This window comes from Nocardia goodfellowii (assembly GCF_017875645.1).
GTDB classification, from domain to species: domain Bacteria; phylum Actinomycetota; class Actinomycetes; order Mycobacteriales; family Mycobacteriaceae; genus Nocardia; species Nocardia goodfellowii.
On the sequence record NZ_JAGGMR010000001.1, the window covers coordinates 2,763,496 to 2,779,618 of the forward strand.

A 16,123-nucleotide genomic window follows, 5' to 3' on the forward strand; every position below is an offset into this window, starting at 1 on the left:
CCACACTCGCAGGACCCTGCTCGACGCCAGGTTTCACCGCCAGGAGGGACGACGCTGTGCCGCTTGCCGACTCACCCGTGTTCGTAACCGCTTCGACTGGGCAGCTATTGGCCGACGGGCAGCTGCGGCTGGACGCAGCGCCGGTCGACTACGCGCTGGTCGCCTTGTATTTCGTCTTCGTGCTCGGGATCGGCCTGCTGGCCCGGTCGCGGGTGTCCAGCAGTATCGACTTCTTCCTGTCGGGCCGGTCACTGCCCGCGTGGGTGACGGGTCTGGCGTTCATCTCCGCGAATCTGGGCGCGGTCGAGATCATGGGCATGTCGGCCAACGGCGCGCAGTTCGGCTTCCCGACGTTCCACTACTTCTGGATCGGCGCGATCCCGGCCATGCTCTTCCTCGGCGTGGTGATGATGCCGTTCTACTACGGCTCCAAGGTGCGCAGCGTGCCGGAGTTCATGCGCCGGCGGTTCGGCACCGGCGCACATCTGGTGAACGCGCTGAGTTTCGCGATCGCGCAGGTGCTGATCGCCGGCGTGAACCTGTACTTGCTCGGTTCCATCCTGAATGTGCTGCTCGGCTGGCCGCTGTGGATCTCGGTGATCGTGGCGGCGGTGATCGTGCTCTCCTACATCACCCTCGGTGGGTTGTCGGCCGCGATCTACAACGAGGTGCTGCAGTTCTTCGTCATCGTGGCCGCGCTGCTGCCGCTCACCCTGGTGGGTCTGCACCGGGTCGGCGGCTGGGACGGCTTGAAGGACAAGGTTTCCGCGTCACCGGGCGGCTCAGCGCAGTTGAGTTCCTGGCCGGGCAATGAGCTCAGCGGATTCGCCGACAACTTCATGTCGGTACTGGGCATCGTGTTCGGGCTCGGGTTCGTGCTGTCGTTCGGCTACTGGACCACCAACTTCGTCGAGGTCCAGCGCGCGCTCGCGACGCACTCGATCTCGGCGGCGCGGCGCACGCCCATCCTCGGCGCCTACCCGAAGATGTTCATCCCGCTGATCGTGGTGATCCCCGGCATGATCAGCGCGGTGCTGGTGCCGCAGATGGCGGAGTTCAAACAGGCCAAGGCGGCGAACCCGGACTACAGCGGAGACGTCAAATACAACGATTCACTGCTGTATCTGATGAAGGAAGTCCTGCCCAACGGTTTGCTCGGCGTCGGCCTGGCCGGTCTGCTGGCGGCGTTCATGGCGGGCATGGCGGCCAACATCTCCGCGTTCAACACCGTGTTCAGCTATGACCTGTGGCAGCAGTACGTGATCAAGGAACGGCCCGATCGCTACTACCTGACCGTCGGCCGCCTGGCGACCGTCGGGGCCACGGTCGCCGCGATCTTCACCGCGATGATCGCCGGCAACTTCAGCAACATCATGGACTACCTGCAGACCCTGTTCAGCTTCTTCAACGCCCCGCTGTTCGCGACCTTCATCCTCGGCATGTTCTGGAAACGGATGACGCCGACCGCGGGCTGGATGGGCCTGGTCTTCGGAACCCTGTCCGCGGTCACCGTTTTCCTGATGCACGAGGCGGGTGTGTTCACGCTCTCCGGCCAGGGCGCCAGCTTCGTCGCCGCGGGGGTCGCGTTCGTGGTCGACATCGTGGTCAGCGTGGCCGTCACCATGGTGACCCAGCCGAAGCCCGCCGCCGAGCTCGTCGGGCTGGTCTACTCCGAGACGCCCGAGGAGATGCGCACCGACCCGGAACAGGCGTCACTGCCCTGGTATCAGCGTCCGGTCCTGCTCGCGGGTATCGCGCTGGTGCTCGTCATCCTGCTCAACGTGCTCGCCGGATAAAGGAGTCCCGCAATGCTTTTCGATATTCGCACCATTGTCGGCGCACTGCTGGCCCTCTACGGCATCATCCTCAGCATCACCGGGCTGGTCGCCTTTACCGCCGAGGAGAAGGCCAAGACCGGCGACTGGAACATCAACCTGTGGGCCGGTCTCGCCATGCTGGCGGCCGGACTGCTGTTCATCGCGTGGGCCGCGCTGCGACCGGTCGTCCCGGAACAGGTGCAGGTGGCTGCCTCGGACGACCCGCTAGCCGCGCCCGACGCCCGCGAAGCCGACCCGTTCGACAACAAGTAGCCGGGCCGGGTTCGAGTACAGGCCGTTGCCCCGGGCACCGGCCAGGCCGGTCGGCGGTGCCCCGAGGAGGCGGCACCGCCGACGCGTAATGCGCTGAGCGAGTAGAGCACTCAGACCGCGGTGGAGCGGTTGCGTTGCGCCAGGCCGACGAGCACGTCGACGATCAGGAACGCGATCAGACTGAGCCCGACGAGCGGCACGCACCAGCCGATGGCGACCGCCGCCACGCCCAGCGGCACCGTGATCCAGGGCGAGGTTGTGCGCAGCACGCCCCGGCGCGGCGCGCGGCCGAATGCCGCACCGCCGCGAGTCGGCCTGCGCTGCCACCACATCCGGTAGCCGTAGCAGATGACGACGATCAGCCCGAGCATCGCCGCGAGCAGCAGCAGCTGATTCGGCAGACCGAAGAGCAGGCCCATGTGGAAGGCGATACCCCAGTTGCTGAGTTTGGCCATCAGCGGCCAGTCGGCGTAGCCGAGCCGGTCGGTGACCTGGCCGGTGCGGCCGTCCACGGCGATCGAATCGACGGTGTAGGTGCCCGGCAGCCGTCGTTCCTTGATGGTGAACGCCTGAGCGGACTCGGACGGAATGCCGATTTCCGAACCCTGCGTCACGCCGTTGGCGCGGGCCACGGCGTAGACGGTGTCGAGCTGGCCGATCCGTTGTTCCGGGTCGGCCGGCTTCGGCATCTCGTGTCCGGCGTGCTGGTGCTCGCCGCCGGAAGCCGTTGCGGGCGTGGGTGATCCGGGCAGCGACGCGCTCACCGACGGCGTGACCCAGCTCAGCCGCTCACGCAGTTCGGTGACATTCGCGCCGGCGTAGGTCGACCAGGTCAACCCGGTCGCGGCGATCAGCAGCAGCACCGGCAGGGTCCAGAGGCCGAGGGCGCCGTGCCAGTTCATGGTCGCCGCGCGGCCGTGCTTGGTGCGGTCCGGTCGCAGCAGCCACGCGGCCGAGTTCCGGGCGCGGCGGCCGCGCACCCGGCGGATCCACAGCACCAGGCCCGCGAGTGCGATGATCCACAGCCAGGAGGCCGCGAGTTCGGCGTAGAGGCGGCCGGTTTCGCCGAGATGCACACTGCGGTGCAGTTGGTCGATCCAGGTGCGCAGGGGTAGCGCGCCCGAGCTTCCGTAGACCACGGAGTCGCCGACCGGGCGCGCGGTGTACGGGTCGACGAACACCGCGCGGCGCTCGGATTCCCCGAGCGCGGGATCGTGGAAGATCACCCGGGTGGTGTCCGTGGCGCCGGGCGCGGGGGAGACCGCGACGAGCGCGAGGTCGGGTCGCGTCGCGACGGCCGCGCCGACCTGCTCGGACAGCGGCTTGGGGCGGCCCTGCGGTTCGACCCGCAACAGGTCCTTCGAGGTGAAGTTCTCCAGGGTCGGCGAGATCGCGTAGAGCGCGCCGGTGACGGCGGCGATCAGGATGAACGGCGCGACGAACACACCCGCGTAGAAGTGCAGCCGCATGGCCAGCGCTTGCAGGCCGTTGCGGGTCGCGGGCGTGCGCGAACCGGCGGGTGGGGGTGGGGACGCCGAGGTGTCAGCGGGTGGAGTTTCGGTTGTAAGCACGGTCTTTTCGCTTCGTCGGGTTGGGGACCCGGTGGCGTTGTCGGCCGTCGCGAGGACAGCTGCGACGCAGCGCGAACAGAACGATGACTGGCCGGCAGCGGCCCGCGCGATGTGGCAGCGCTCCGCGGCGAGACAGCGTCAGGTTCGGCAGTTACCGGGTGTGGGTGAATTCAGACGAGAGCGCGGCGGGGCGGGCCCCGCGTCCGGAGGGTCTCAGCCGCGAGAATGCGCAGGATGACGCGGTCGCGGTAGACCGTCCGTAAGGGCGCGGCGTCGGGGATGCCGGGCGCGCGGCACAGCGCGGGCAGGATTCGCGCCAGCACGGAGATGCCGATCCGGTACGCCGCCTCCACACCTCGGATGATCAGCGCGGCCAGGCAGGCGGCCATGATGTGCGCGGTGAGCATGGCGGGGGACAGTTGGGCATCGCCGTGATGCAGGTGCCCGGAGTTGACGCCCATGGTGAAGTGGCCCAGCAACTGACCCGCGACCAGCGCGGCGATCAATCCACCGGCGGTGTCACGTAATGGCGCGACGCCCGCGACGAGCGCGCCGACCACCGCCGAGGCCCCGGCCAGGAGAACGAAAGTCGTGCTCGCCGTGGTCATCCCGCCCGAGGCCCAGCCGTGCGCGGCAATCGAGATCGCCCCTGAGATCGATCCGGCCGCTCCGCCGCGCACCCGCGCGACGGCGCTGCGGTGCTCCGCAGCCGACCGGCCGAACTCTCTACTCACCCGCTGATGATAACCGACCGTTCACCTGCGCTATCCGGTACGGACTGCGGTGTGAGAACCGGGTGCGACCAGCGATTTCCGGTCAGGAGCGCGGATCGGCTACGAAGCCTCAGGATCGGTCCGGCCTGGGTCGAACCGGCAGATCGTAGACGCGATGAACGCTGCTGCGACCGCCGCCGAGGTCCGCGCCATAGACGTGCAGCGTGATCGCTGGGGTGTTACCGGGATTGCGCACCTTGTGGATATCGCCGGGCGGCGCGAACCCGCTGACTTCGCCGGCGCCGTTCACCGACTGCCCGAGCAGGGTGAGGTGGTCGCCGTCGTCGCGATAGAGCGTCTCCTCCTCCACCCCGCGCAGCACGGCGAACGCGCACCACGCGATGTGGTCGTGGATGTAGGTCTCCTGCCCGGACTGCCAGATCACCGCTTGGATCGAGAATCGCTCCTCGGTGTGCAGCAGCACCCGGCCGATTCCCGTCTCGGCTCCGCGCTGTTCGCCGGCCGTGAGGATGCCGGTGCCGGGGCGGTGTGTCCGCAGCGCCTCGGCCACCGCGGTCGCGATGCGGTGCGGGTCACCCGCACCGAGTGCGGGACGGATGCCGTCGATGAGACGGGAGAGACCGGGACGAGTTTGCGTCAGTAGTTCCATGGCTTCGAGCGTGCGCGCTCGAGAACCATAGGTCTAATGCCAAAAACCTTGGCGGAACATAGATATCGTTGATGAATGTTGGATGTGGGACGCCTGCGCGTACTCGTCGCGGTGGCCCGCACCGGTTCGGTCACCGCAGCCGCCCGGGAGCTGCATTTTTCGCAACCCTCGGTGAGTCATCACCTGGCCCGGCTGGAAGCCGAGACGGGCGCGCGACTGATCCAGCGGGCCGGGCGCGGAATTCGGCTCACCGAGGCCGGTCGGCTGCTCGCGGACCGGGCGGCCGAGATACTCGGGCGGCTCGACATCGCGGCGATGGAACTGTCCGCGCACGTCGGGCTGCGCGCCGGAACGGTGCGGGTGGCGACCTTCGCGTCAGCCATGCTCATGCTGATGCCGCGGGTCGCCGAACGCCTCGCCGCCGAACATCCGGGTCTGGAGTTGGAGTTGACCGACACCCATCCGCCGGAGGCGCTGCACATGCTGCGGACCGGAGCGGTGGATGTCGCGCTGGCCTACCGCAACGAGCACGCCGTCGAAGACTCCGGCGTCCGGTTGACCTCCCTGTTCGACGACCCGACCTGCCTGCTCACCCCGCTCGGCGACGATCGCGATTCGGTTGCCGCGCACCGGGATACCCGATGGATCGCCGGATGCGAGCGGCAGCGCGACAACCTGGTGCGGGTGTGCGCCGACGCGGGTTTCACCCCGAAGATCACCTGCACCACCGACGATATCGCCACCAAACAGGCGCTGGTCGCGAGCGGTGTCGGGGTGACGCTGATCCCGCGCCTCGCCCTGGCGGCGTATCGCCATCCCGGCGTCGCCGCCTTCGAGATCCCGGGTTCGGCGCGGCACATCTACGCCGCCACCTACGGTGCACCGCCGGACCCGCCGGCGACCCGCGCTCTGCTGGACGCGCTGGCCGCCGTCACCCAGCGACGCCCGCACGCGATATGAGCGCGGGCGCCGCGGGTCGGAGGATCAGGCTTCGACTTCCATCTCGATCAGCGGCTTGCGCAGCAGCTTGCCGGTGGCGTTGCGCGGCAGTTCGTCGAGGAAGATCACCTCACGCGGCACCTTGTACCGGGCGAGGTTGGCCTTCACGAAATCCTTGATCTCCTGCGGATCCCGCTTGGACTCCGGGCTGGGCACCACGACCGCGCGCAGGCGCTTGCCGTATTCGCGGTCGTCCACGCCGACCACGGCGGCCTCGAAGATGTCCTCGCGGCCCGCGAGCAGGTTCTCCACCTCCAGCGGGAAGACGTTCTCGCCGCCGGAGACGATCATGTCGTCATCGCGGCCGTCGATGTAGAGCAGGCCGTCGGCGTCGAAGTGGCCGACGTCCCCACTGGACATCAGGGTGCCGACCATCTCCTTGTTGCGGCCGTCGGTGTAGCCGGAGAACGCGAAACCGTTGTCTACGAAGATGGTTCCGGTGACATTCGGTGTCGTGATGGGCTTGCGGTTCTCATCCAGCAGTGCGATCCGGATGCCGACCGGCGGCTTGCCCGCCGTGGTCGGCGACTTGCGCAGCTCGGCCGGGTTGGCGACGGTCATGACCGCGCATTCGGTGGACCCGTACAGGTTGTAGAGGCTGTCGCCGAAGTAGTCCAGGCTGCGGGTGACCACGTCGGGCGCGATCGCCGAACCGGCCGCGAAGATCACCTTGATGCTGCTCGGGTCGTACTTGGCCAGCACTTCCTCGGGCAGATCCAGGATGCGCTGCAACATGGTCGGCACCACGATCAGCGAATCCGCTTGGTACTTCACGATATTCGCCAGGGTCTGCTCGGGATCGAAGCGCCGCTGCTGGAAGACCACCCGGTTGCCCAGCGCCAGCCCGAGGGTGAACTGGGACAGCCCGGTGCCGTGGAAGATGGGCGCGGCCATGATCATGGTGCCGCCCTGGGGCAGCGGGACGCGGTCGAGGAACTGCGCCGAGGCGATCGGGCTGACCCGGTCGCGCGGCGCGCCCTTGGGGGTGCCGGTGGTGCCGGAGGTCAGGATGATCATGCCGCCCGGCTGCTCGGGGGCGGGATGGGTGGCCGTGGACTGGCCGGCCGAGACCGATTCGATGGTCGGGATCGAAGGGTCGGCGTTGTGTTTGGCGTCCACCCAGGTGAGCACCCGCGGGATCTCGGCGGGGATGGCGCTCATCAGGTCGAAGAACTCGCTGTCGTGCAGCACGGCCTTGACCTGTTCGCGGGCGGCGACGTCGGCGAACTGCGGCTTGGCGAAACCGGTGTTCATCAGCACCGCGCGCACGCCGAGCTTGCCCGCGGCGAGCAGGCTGAGCACCATGCCGCGATGGTCGCGGGCCAGCAGCGCGATCACGTCTCCGGGCCGCAGACCCTGCGCGGCCAGGCCGCGGGCCAAGGCGCTGGACTGTTCGTCGAGCTGGCCGAAGGTCAGTTCCCCGCGCTCGTCGACGATGGCCGCGGCCTGCGGTGTGCTCTGCGCGGCGTGCATGACGACCCCGGCGAACGGGCCGAACTTGAGAACATTGATCGCGGACTTGGCGGCGTGATCGAGGCGGAGCGGGTTGAACAGCCCGCGCTTGCGCATCACATTGACGCCGGAGGCTAGATCGCCCACCTTGCGGGCGGTGCCGGACAGAGACATCGAGAACAACCTTCCGCGATCCCACTCGTCGAGCCGACCCCTGGGCAGACCTGTGCGGAGTGGTGTAGACCGCAACATCGAGATCCAGTGCTGGCGCTAACAATAGCAAGCATCTGTGACGAGCTGTGTCATGTATCTCACGCAGCACGAAGGCCCCGTGCCAGGTACGGGGCCTTCGACGGTGTTTTTACGCTGTGACGTCGTATTCCACCAGGACGCGGCGCAGCAGCTTGCCGGTCGGGTTACGCGGCAGATCATCGAGGAAGACCACATCGCGGGGCACTTTGTAGCGGGCCAGATTGTCGCGGACGTACGCCTTGATCTCTTCCGCGACCGGGCTGTGACCCGGCTCCGGGACGACGAAGGCGCGCAGCCGCTTGCCGAACTCCACGTCGTCCACGCCGATGACTGCGGCGTCGAACACGTCCGGTCGCTCCAGCAGCAGGTTCTCCACCTCCTGCGGGAAGACGTTCTCGCCGCCGGAGACGATCATGTCGTCGTCGCGGCCGTCCACCATGAGCAGGCCGTGCTCGTTGAAGTGACCGACATCGCCGCTGGACATGTAGCCGTCGATGATCTGCTTGTGCCGCCCGTCGGTGTAGCCCTCGAACGGCGCACCGGAGCGGATGAAGATGCGCGCGGTCGTATTGATCGCGGTGACCTGCTTGTCGTTGTCGTCGTAGAGGCGAACCTCGCAGGTGACCGGCGCCCGGCCCACGGTGCCGGGGGACAGCGCCAGCTCCTCCGGATTGGCGACCGTCGCGACCGCGCATTCGGTGGAGCCGTACAGGTTGTAGAGCACCGGGCCGAAAGTCTGCGTGGCCTTGACGCAGAGTTCCGGTGCGAGCGCCGAACCGGCCAGCAGAATGCAGTTGAGTGAGGACAGGTCGTACTTGGCGCGAACCTCCGCGGGCAGTTCGACCATGCGGTGCAGCATGGTCGGCACCGCGACCAGCATTTCCGCCTTGTGGTCGGCGATCATCTTCAGCGTGGCTTCGGCGTCGAAGCGGCGGCGCACGACCACCTTGTTGCCGATCGAGCCGGCGAGCATCCAGGTGGCCAGGCCGGTGCTGTGGAAGATCGGCGACACGATTACCTGGGTGCCCCGGTTCGGGAACGGGATGCGGTCCGCCAGCTGCGCGGGGGCGACCGGGGTGATCTTGCTGCGCGGCGCACCCTTGGGCAGGCCCGTGGTGCCGCTGGTGAGGATGATGAAGCCGCCCGGATTCTTCGGTGCGGGCAGTTCCTCGATGGAATTGGCGGCAATCAGGTCATCGAGAGTTTGGGAACCGGCGGGCAATTCGGTGCCCTCGTCGACCCAGGTGAGGTAGCGCGGCATATCCGCGGGGAGCGCGTCGAGCAGCCCGAGGAACTCGCTGTCGTGCAGCACCGCCTTGACCTGTTCCCGGGCGCAGACCTCGGCGAACTGCGGTTTGGCGAAACCGGTGTTCATCAGGGCGATGCGCACCCCGAGCTTGCCCGCCGCGGCCATGGACAGGATCAGGCCGCGATGATCGCGGGCCAGGACGCCGATCACCATGCCCTCGGTGAGCCCGGCGGCTTTCAAACCCCTTGCGATGGCGTTGGATTGGTCGTCGAGCTGCTTGTAGGTGAGCTCGCCGCGCTCGTCGGCCAACGCGGGGTTGTCCGGCACGACGCGGGCGGAATGCCGGATCGCGGTGGCTTGCGGGCCGAAGACCTGCGAATCCTTGATGGTCTTCAACGATTCCAGCGGCTTGCGCGGATCGGTGACCCCTCTCTTTCGAAGAACCCCCAGCGCTTTCACAACTTCCAGCGCGTGCGCCACCTTCATGCGTACACCCTCCACTGCCAAATCTCGCGAGGCTCTCGCCCCGGCATAATTGCCGACACCGTAGCAGTGCGTAGCCTAGGTCACATTCATCTGATTCTGTCGGGTTTCACTCTGTTCCATCCGCCGGGATGTCCGGCAGTCCTTCGCTCGCGCGCAGCTTCTCCGCCATGCTGGTCAGCAGGCTCTGCGACTCCTCGGACAGGTCGAAAGCCCGAGACGACAGGCGGCGCAAACCGTAGCCCTGCAACTGCGCCAGCAACTCCAGGTCGTGGTCGACCTTCCGCGCGTAGGCGTCGTTGAAGAAGTAGTCCGGTTTCACCTTGAAGAAGCGGGCCAGCGCCGCCACGGTTTCGTCCGAAGGGTTTCTGCGGCGGCCCGAACGCAGTTGCGACAGATAGGGTTTGGAGATCGGGTGGCCCGCCGCTGTCAAGGCCGCGGCGACCTCCGCATTGGTGTGCGCTGTGCGTCCGGGCGGGCGGACCGTTTCGAACAGCTTGTTCAAACGCCGGCTGAAGGTGACCTCCGCCGTGGAGACGGGGTAGTCGTCGAGGAAGGCGATCACGGCATGCGCCTCCGCCAAGGCCTCGGCTCGCGCCCGAAGCGCGTGGACCCGGTCGTCGCCTATCTCCAATTCCCTTGTCCGCGTGGGCGAAACACCCAGCGAGGACTGTTCGATGAGCTCGGTGATCCGGGTGGTCTCCGGCACATTGTCGTCGGTCATCACTGCTCCTTCCCGGCGAGCCGATTGATCCAGGCATACTCCAGTCGCAGGCGCGCCCAACGGCGTTCCACCGCTTTCGCGCTGGGCCAGTCGAACAGACCCGCGATCTCGGCGGCGGTATAGCCGGAGGCTTTGCCCCACACCATGTTTCGGTCCCGTTCGGTCAGCTGGGCCAGATGGGTGTACAGCACGGCCCGATTCACCACCGATTCGGTGAAATCCGGGCCGGACGCGGGTTCGCGATAGTCGCCCGCGACGATGGGATCGGTACCGATGCCGGTCGCCGACAGCTCACCGGTGCGCCGGTATTTACGAAAGGCGTCGATGAAGGCATACAGGCACGCGCGCACGAAATAGGCCGACAGGCTCGCACCGCCGTCCTTGCGCCAACCATTGCCCGCCAACGCCTTTCGCTGGAAACTGGCCAGCGCGGCCGAGACCGCGTCGTTCGCCAGATCCTCGCTGAGCCGGACCGCGACCAGTTCCCGTTCCTGGACAGACGGGCACAGATCGCGTCCCAGCGCGTTCGTCTCGGCGAAGATGTGCCCTGACCGTAGCCAGGCCGTCAGCACCACCAATCCGTACCGGACCAGCCGGTCCGCGAGGACGTCCCACGCGGGCCCGCGGAAACCGGTCGCGCTGACCACATCGAAAAGTTCATGCTCGGCGCACTCGATCAAGGGATCGAGCTGCCCGGGTCTGCCCGCGGCTGGTTCTTGCGCGTCGTTGGCCACCCCACCACCTCCTGCACGGCTTTTTCACAGTAATAGGCGGGTGCGGTGGTGTAACCCCCTGTGTCGCAACGATTGAGCAAATAGAAATCGACTGCAGGCGTCGTCAGCGCCGTGAGCTGGCCAAAGCGACCAGGAGTGGCACGACCCGATTGGCGGGCACCTCGAATCGGCCACGCCCCGCGGTGTGTAGCCAACCGACAGCAGCCAGCTGGCGCAGGTGGTGGTAGATCTGGCCGGAAGTGCCCACCTCGGGGAGGCTGGCCAGTTCGGCGGCGGTGCGGCGACCGGCCAGAATCGCTCGCAGCAGTCGAAGGCGTACCGGACTGCCCAGTGCGGCAAGGCATTCGGCGGCCTCGTCGGCATCGTCCAGCAGCAAGTCGTCGGTGCTGAACATGGTCTGCCAGCCGTACTGCTCACCGGGCGGCAGGCGCACCGACCCGGTGAACAGCACACCCCCGTTCAGCTCGTCGGCCGCGGCGTACTCCTGCTTCAGCCGGTGCAACGCCCATGATTCCTCGTCCGCCGGAACGGCGATCCGCACCGGTACCGCTTGCGCCGCTTCTAGTTTCGCGAGCCGCCGCTCCAGCTCCGTGACGCGTTCTGCCAGACTCACCTGTACGACATTACGAAACTACGTACCTTCGGGCAACAGTTTCTTTCCGCCCCTATCGCCGCTGGTCAGGGCAAGCTGTAGACCAGGGTGTAGGTGGTGGCGCCGGCGCTGGACACGTAGCCGCCGGTGCCGGAGATGTCGGCCAGCTCTCCGGTGCCGGAGCCGGGCACCACCGACCAGTCGGCTCGGGAGTCGCCGGTCGCCGCGAATGTCCCGGACATCCGCAGGACGAAGCTCCCGGACCGTCCGTCCAGCGTGCCGGTGGTGCGTTGCAGGCTGTCGAATGTGCCGCTGCCGTCCGTGAAGGCGCACATCAGGCCCTGCCAGTGCGCCTCGCCCTCGAAGTCGCCCCGGTAGACGTCGAAGCCTTGGGCGGTCGCCAGTTTCGGTACACCGGCCCCGGCGTCCGCGTATTCGGTCTGGTCCCAGGACTTCGATTCGATGGTGCCGGTCGCCTTGTTTTCGCTCATATGCTCGACGCTATTTCGACCGCCGCGACGTGGTCTTGAACAAACGCGAACGCACGCGACAATGGTGCGATGGACCCGACCACGGACACTCCGCCGCGTGGTTTGCTCGATCCCCGGGCCGGGGACGGCCTGTACCGGGAATCGCTCATCCCGGCGTGCCCGGCTCTTGCCGACATCGTCGCGCACCATTGGGCCGTGCACTGGGATCTGCGGGAACGTGATCCCTATGTGGTCGAAGTGCTTTCGCATCCCGCGGTGATTCTGGTGGTCGAGAACGGGCGCTGTCGCGTACACGGAGTACTCCGCGGGAAATTCAGCCAGCGGCTCAGCGGCTGCGGCGATATCTTCGGTACCACATTCCGCCCCGCCGGGTTTCATCCGCTGGTGCGACGCTCCGTCGCGGCACTCACCGACCGCGTGGTGCCGGGCACGGAGATCTTCGGTGCCGCCGCCGATCGCTACGCGGCGACAATCGCCGCCACCCCGGATACGGCGGCGCGAAAGGAATTATCGGAAGAATTTGTCCGCCAGCATATTTCCGAGCCCGCCCGCACTGTCGCGCTCGTCAACGAGATCGTCGACGAAGTATCCGCCGATCGCACGATCCTGCGGGTCGACGATGTCACCGCACGTTTCGGAATGGGAAAACGCACGCTGCAGAAGTTGTTTCGCGATCTGGTCGGCGTATCGCCGAAATGGGTTATTCAGCGCTACCGCCTGCACGAGGCGGCCCAGCGCCTGGACAGCGCCGATGCGGACCTGGCCACCGTGGCCGCCGAACTCGGATATGCCGATCAGGCGCATTTCGCGCGGGACTTCAAATCCGCGACAGGCCGACCTCCGGCCACCTACCGTGGCTGATCCGGCGAACATCTGTAGGGTGTGGTCGTGGAATTGATCAAGTCGTTCACGACCGAACAATTCGAGTCCGCCCTCGCCTCCTGGGAATGGATCGGCCTGGCGGGCAAGACGCCGCTGTGCACGTCGTTATTCGGCGATGTCTTCTTCGACTCCGAGGAAGGCCTGTGGTGGCTCGACACCCTCAACGGGGAGTTGACCAGGCCCTGGGATAACGCCGACGACCTGGAAAAAGACCTGGACACCGCCGACGGCATGGAGCAATACCTGCTGGCCACCCTCGCGGCCCAAATCGCCGAGACCGGCCTCGTCCCCGCCGAGCACGAAGTCTACGATTTCGCCCAGCCGCCCATTCTCGGCGGCGAACTCGAGGTCGGCAACGTCCAGGTCAACGATTTCGTGTCGGCTCTCAATGTGGCCGGCCAAATCCACGCACGCGTCGCCGACCTCCCACCCGGCGCCGAAGTCGACCCAGAACTGCTGGTCATCGAATAGAAAACCGGTGCGAGCCCAGGGCTCGCACCGGTTTCTCGTTCTAGCCGTGCGGCGTCACTTCAGCTCGGCGCTGGTCTTACCGAGCACGCGACGGGCCACGATCAGCTGCTGGATCTGCTGGGTGCCCTCGAAGATGTCCAAAATCTTCGAGTCGCGGCCCCACTTCTCCAGCAGCGAGTGCTGCGAGTAGCCGATGGCGCCGGCCAGTTCGACGGCCTTGAGGGTGACGTCGGTGCCGGTGCGGCCCGCCTTGGCCTTGGACATGGAAGCCTCGAGCGAGTTCGGCTTCTTGTTGTCGGCCATCCAGGCGGCGCGCAGCGCGAGCAGGTAGGCCGATTCGTAGTCGGCCTCCATGCGCAGGAATTCCGCGGCCGCGGCGTGCTGGTTGTTCGGCGGGGTGTCGTAGGAGATCTCCACGCCGGCGGCGGTCAAGATCGCGCGCAGCTCCTCGAGGGCGGCGCGGGCGACACCGACGGCCATCGCGGCCACCAGCGGACGGGTGTTGTCGAAGGTCTGCATGACCCCGGCGAAACCCTTCTCGACGTTCACCTCGGGGCTGCCGAGAATATTGTCGGCGGGGATCCGGCAGTCCTGCAGCAGCAGCACCGCGGTGTCGGAGGCCTTGATGCCGAGTTTGTGCTCGAGCCGGGCCACCGACAGACCCGGAGCGTCGCGCGGCACGACGAACGACTTGATCGCCGCGCGGCCGAGGCTCTTGTCCACGGTCGCCCACACCACGATGTGGGTGGCGCGCTGGCCGGCGGTGACGAAGATCTTCTCGCCGTTGAGCACCCACTCGTCGCCGTCGCGCACCGCCGTGGTGGTGACCGCGGCCGAGTCGGAACCGAAGGACGGCTCGGTGATCGCCATCGCGGCCCACACCTTGCCGAAGCGCTCCAGCTGCTCGTCGGTCGCGACCGCGGCGATGGCGGCGTTGCCCAGGCCCTGGTAGGGGATCGACAGCATCAGGCCGACATCGCCCCAGGAGGTTTCCAGGGCGTTGAGCAGCGCGGACATATTGCCGCCGTTGCTGTTGCCGAGGAGTTCGGTGGCGTGCTCGTCCTCATCGGAACGGCCGCCCGCGGCGCCGCCGATCTTCTGGGTGCCCGAATCGGCGAGGCCCTCGACCATGGCGGCCATGGTGTCCAGTTCGACCGGGTACTCGTGCTCGGCGAGGTCGTACTTGCGCGAGATCGGGCGGAAGATCTCCTGCGCGACCTGATGCGCCTGGTTGGCGCTGGCCCGCAGCTTCTTGGGGAGTTCGAGGTTGATCATGGGAAAGTCTCCTGGAGTAAGGAACGGGCCGGTTTAGATGAGCACGACACCTTCGGCGACGCCGACGGCCCGCAGATCGCGGTACCAGCGCTCGACCGGGTGTTCCTTGGTGAAGCCGTGACCGCCGAGCAATTGCACGCCGTCCAGGCCGATCTGCATACCCTTGTCCGTGGCCAGCTTGCGAGCCAGCGCGGCCTCGCGACCGAACGACAGACCCTGCTCCGCGCGTGACGCACCCCGCAGAGTCACGAGCCGGATGCCGTCGAGTTCGATGGCTATGTTCGCGACCATGAACGCGACCGCCTGCCGGTGCGAGATCGGCTCGCCGAACGCCTCGCGCTCGTTCACGTAGGGGATGACGTAGTCGAGCACGGCCTGGCCGGTGCCCGCGGCCAGAGATGCCCAGCCCAGGCGCGCCAGACGCACCGCATCGGCGTAATCCTCGGCGCGGGACTTCGCGTCGCCGTCGCCCAGGATGGCGTCGCCGCCGACGGCGACATTGTTCAGGATCAGGCGGCCGATGCCCGCGGCGCGCAGGCCCATGCTCGGGTCGGCCTCCACGACCAGACCCGGGGCGTCCGACTCGACGACGAAGATCGCCGGGCGGCCGTCGAGTTCGGCGGCGACCAGGAATAGTTCCGCGTCCGCCGCGGCGGGCACCAGGGACTTCACGCCGTTGAGACGGTAGCCGCTGGGGGAGCGAGTGGCCTTGGTCTGCAGCGCGAACGGATCGAACAGGGCGCGCGGCTCACTGATCACGACCGAGGCCTGCGGCACGTTCTCGCCGGTGAAGGCGGGGAGGTAGGTCTTCTGCTGGGCGTCGGTGCCCCACTGGGCCAGCGCGACCGCGACACCGGAGGGCGCGAGGATCGGCAACGCCAAACCCATATCGCCGTGCGCGAGCGCCTCGGCGACCATCGAATTGGTGACCGCACCCCGCTCCGAAGCCGCGCCCTCGAGCTCTTCGGGCACGTTGATCAGGGTGATGCCGAGTTCGGCGGCGCGCTCCAGCAGGTCGCGCGGGGCCTTGGCGGCGGCATCGGCGTCGTAGGCGGCGGGCCGCAGGATCTCGGCGGCGAATTCCCGCACCGTCTCGACGATCATCTGCTGCTCGTCCGAGGGGGTGATGTCGAACAGGTCCTTCTTCTTGGACTCGTTCTCCGGCAACCGCTTCGGCGCACCGCCGCCGGCGACCTTGTTGAACGCGCGGGTCGCGGCGCCCAGGGTGCGGAAACCGGTCTTGGTGCCCTCGTAGGTGACTCGCTCGATCGGCTTGCGCAGGTTGTACTTCTCGGCGAGCTCCGACCCGGTAAGGGTGGTCATCACGCGCATCGCCGCCCCCATCCAGTCCCGCTTGGGCTGGCTGAGGCCGACTGCGGACGTGTCTTGACGTCGCGTCGTTGCGCTGTCTCGAGTACTCATCATCACCTGTTTTCTCGGGTGGGTGGGGTGAGGTCTGGTCCCAGCTATCTTAC

The 16,123-nt window shown here is 67.3% G+C and carries 16 protein-coding genes; 5 read left to right on the forward strand and 11 right to left on the reverse strand.

The window, feature by feature from the left end; genetic code table 11:
• The first annotated feature begins 77 nt into the window (after window positions 1-77).
• Both BJ987_RS12270 and BJ987_RS12275 read left to right on the forward strand, forming a co-directional pair.
• Window positions 78-1,796, forward strand: a complete 1,719-nt coding sequence (locus BJ987_RS12270; protein WP_372446855.1) for a sodium:solute symporter family protein — start codon at window positions 78-80, stop codon at window positions 1,794-1,796.
• Between the two features lie 12 nt (window positions 1,797-1,808).
• The gene (locus BJ987_RS12275; protein WP_245365920.1) at window positions 1,809-2,090 is read left to right on the forward strand and encodes a hypothetical protein; all 282 of its coding nucleotides are present in this window, start codon (window positions 1,809-1,811) and stop codon (window positions 2,088-2,090) included.
• Window positions 2,091-2,200: 110 nt separating this feature from the next.
• Here the strand turns inward: BJ987_RS12275 and BJ987_RS12280 are convergent, their stop codons facing one another.
• From BJ987_RS12280 to BJ987_RS12290, 3 genes are all read right to left on the reverse strand, one after another.
• Window positions 2,201-3,661: a PepSY-associated TM helix domain-containing protein gene (locus BJ987_RS12280; RefSeq protein WP_307869583.1), complete on the reverse strand. Its 1,461-nt coding sequence runs from the start codon at window positions 3,659-3,661 to the stop codon at window positions 2,201-2,203.
• Window positions 3,662-3,831: 170 nt separating this feature from the next.
• The gene (locus BJ987_RS12285) at window positions 3,832-4,395 is read right to left on the reverse strand and encodes a hypothetical protein (RefSeq protein ID WP_209888368.1); all 564 of its coding nucleotides are present in this window, start codon (window positions 4,393-4,395) and stop codon (window positions 3,832-3,834) included.
• Window positions 4,396-4,504: 109 nt separating this feature from the next.
• Complete coding sequence (locus BJ987_RS12290; protein ID WP_209888371.1) at window positions 4,505-5,044, reverse strand: cysteine dioxygenase family protein; 540 nt, start codon at window positions 5,042-5,044, stop codon at window positions 4,505-4,507.
• 75 nt (window positions 5,045-5,119) lie between these two features.
• Here BJ987_RS12290 and BJ987_RS12295 point away from each other — a divergent pair, with 75 nt between their 5' ends.
• Entirely contained in the window at window positions 5,120-6,004 is an 885-nt protein-coding gene (locus tag BJ987_RS12295; RefSeq protein WP_209888374.1) for a LysR family transcriptional regulator, read from the forward strand.
• 24 nt (window positions 6,005-6,028) lie between these two features.
• On the opposite strand, the gene BJ987_RS12300 is transcribed toward BJ987_RS12295, so the two are convergent.
• From BJ987_RS12300 to BJ987_RS12325, 6 genes are all read right to left on the reverse strand, one after another.
• Complete coding sequence (locus BJ987_RS12300; protein WP_209888377.1) at window positions 6,029-7,669, reverse strand: acyl-CoA synthetase; 1,641 nt, start codon at window positions 7,667-7,669, stop codon at window positions 6,029-6,031.
• A 187-nt stretch (window positions 7,670-7,856) separates the two neighbouring features.
• Complete coding sequence (locus BJ987_RS12305; protein ID WP_209888380.1) at window positions 7,857-9,482, reverse strand: acyl-CoA synthetase; 1,626 nt, start codon at window positions 9,480-9,482, stop codon at window positions 7,857-7,859.
• A gap of 106 nt (window positions 9,483-9,588) precedes the next feature.
• A complete protein-coding gene (locus tag BJ987_RS12310; RefSeq protein WP_209898262.1) occupies window positions 9,589-10,041 on the reverse strand; it encodes a helix-turn-helix domain-containing protein in 453 nt (150 codons plus the stop codon).
• A gap of 161 nt (window positions 10,042-10,202) precedes the next feature.
• Complete coding sequence (locus tag BJ987_RS12315; protein ID WP_209888384.1) at window positions 10,203-10,937, reverse strand: RNA polymerase sigma factor; 735 nt, start codon at window positions 10,935-10,937, stop codon at window positions 10,203-10,205.
• A 103-nt stretch (window positions 10,938-11,040) separates the two neighbouring features.
• Entirely contained in the window at window positions 11,041-11,550 is a 510-nt protein-coding gene (locus BJ987_RS12320) for a winged helix-turn-helix domain-containing protein (RefSeq protein ID WP_209888387.1), read from the reverse strand.
• A gap of 65 nt (window positions 11,551-11,615) precedes the next feature.
• A complete protein-coding gene (locus BJ987_RS12325) occupies window positions 11,616-12,020 on the reverse strand; it encodes a DUF3224 domain-containing protein (protein ID WP_209888389.1) in 405 nt (134 codons plus the stop codon).
• 69 nt (window positions 12,021-12,089) lie between these two features.
• On the opposite strand from BJ987_RS12325, the gene BJ987_RS12330 reads away from it, so the two are divergent.
• The gene (locus BJ987_RS12330) at window positions 12,090-12,881 is read left to right on the forward strand and encodes a helix-turn-helix domain-containing protein (protein WP_209888391.1); all 792 of its coding nucleotides are present in this window, start codon (window positions 12,090-12,092) and stop codon (window positions 12,879-12,881) included.
• Window positions 12,882-12,908: 27 nt separating this feature from the next.
• Window positions 12,909-13,373, forward strand: coding sequence for a T6SS immunity protein Tdi1 domain-containing protein (locus BJ987_RS12335; RefSeq protein WP_209888393.1), 465 nt, complete (start codon window positions 12,909-12,911; stop codon window positions 13,371-13,373).
• 54 nt (window positions 13,374-13,427) lie between these two features.
• Here BJ987_RS12335 and BJ987_RS12340 read toward each other — a convergent pair whose 3' ends face one another.
• On the reverse strand, window positions 13,428-14,648 hold the full coding sequence (locus BJ987_RS12340; RefSeq protein WP_209888395.1) for an acyl-CoA dehydrogenase family protein: 1,221 nt from the start codon (window positions 14,646-14,648) through the stop codon (window positions 13,428-13,430).
• A gap of 33 nt (window positions 14,649-14,681) precedes the next feature.
• Window positions 14,682-16,076: an acyl-CoA dehydrogenase family protein gene (locus BJ987_RS12345; protein ID WP_372446856.1), complete on the reverse strand. Its 1,395-nt coding sequence runs from the start codon at window positions 16,074-16,076 to the stop codon at window positions 14,682-14,684.
• Window positions 16,077-16,123 lie beyond the last annotated feature (47 nt).